This is a genomic window from Lunatimonas lonarensis, assembly GCF_000390185.1.
GTDB lineage: Bacteria > Bacteroidota > Bacteroidia > Cytophagales > Cyclobacteriaceae > Lunatimonas > Lunatimonas lonarensis.
In genome coordinates this window covers 1-799 of the sequence record NZ_AQHR01000045.1, presented here as the reverse complement: position 1 = coordinate 799, position 799 = coordinate 1, and the positions used below count along the sequence as shown (strand labels likewise).

Genomic DNA, 799 nt, shown 5'->3' with positions numbered 1-799 from the left:
TTTTTAACTTAACCTCTGGTACCATTTTAGGGGAGTATTATATTTGGCAAATGCTAAACCTAACCGAAGAGGAATTAAAAATGCATTTATTTGAACAAAGACATCTTGGATTTACAGTACTTAAAGATTGGACAGATTATAAATCTAAGATAGAAAGCATAATGAATCAACCTTTCTTTACACAAAACGCTGAGCCTATTTATGTAAGTTCATTAATTAAAGTCGTTAGAAGTTTAGAAATTATTGCCACAGTTTATTCGAGAAATAATCTTTTTGATAATACAGGAAAGAAAACAAATGAATACAAGGTTATTAATGGAAAAGAAATGAATCTTGACAATCCAAAAGATGGATACATTCTATTAAGAAATATAGACAAAGAAGGACATGGAATAGTAATTGATTTTGGTACCATTCGAAAATTTAATGTTGAAAATTGCCTTAACTACCTCACAATAGGTGGTGAAAATTTTAGTGGATGGATTTTTGGACTTCACGATGTTTTTAAAAGTATTGAAGGTTGGGTAGAAAACACAGGGAATAATTTAATAATTGACCCATTAACATTTAGAACCTAATGATAAAAGGCAGTTGCCAACATCACCTATACGCAAGCAGGGGTTTCGTGCTTCGTAGGACAAGAAAGTGGTAAATTTAAAGTTCCGTTCTTCGTAGGAAGTTCAGTGGTAAAAATCCCTGCCTGCGTATAGCTGAGAAACGTGTGTGACTTGAATCGACCTTAAAAGCAGGTCGAGTGCTTTGAAATGGATGGAGGACTATTGGGTAACCAATAGAGAGG

1 protein-coding gene is annotated in these 799 nt (G+C 33.4%); it reads left to right on the top strand.

Features of this window, described 5'->3' with window-relative positions; translation table 11 throughout:
* On the top strand, nucleotides 1-578 hold a 578-nt coding region (locus ADIS_RS23140; protein WP_162141564.1), incomplete at its 5' end, for a hypothetical protein.
* Nucleotides 579-799: the final 221 nt, after the last annotated feature.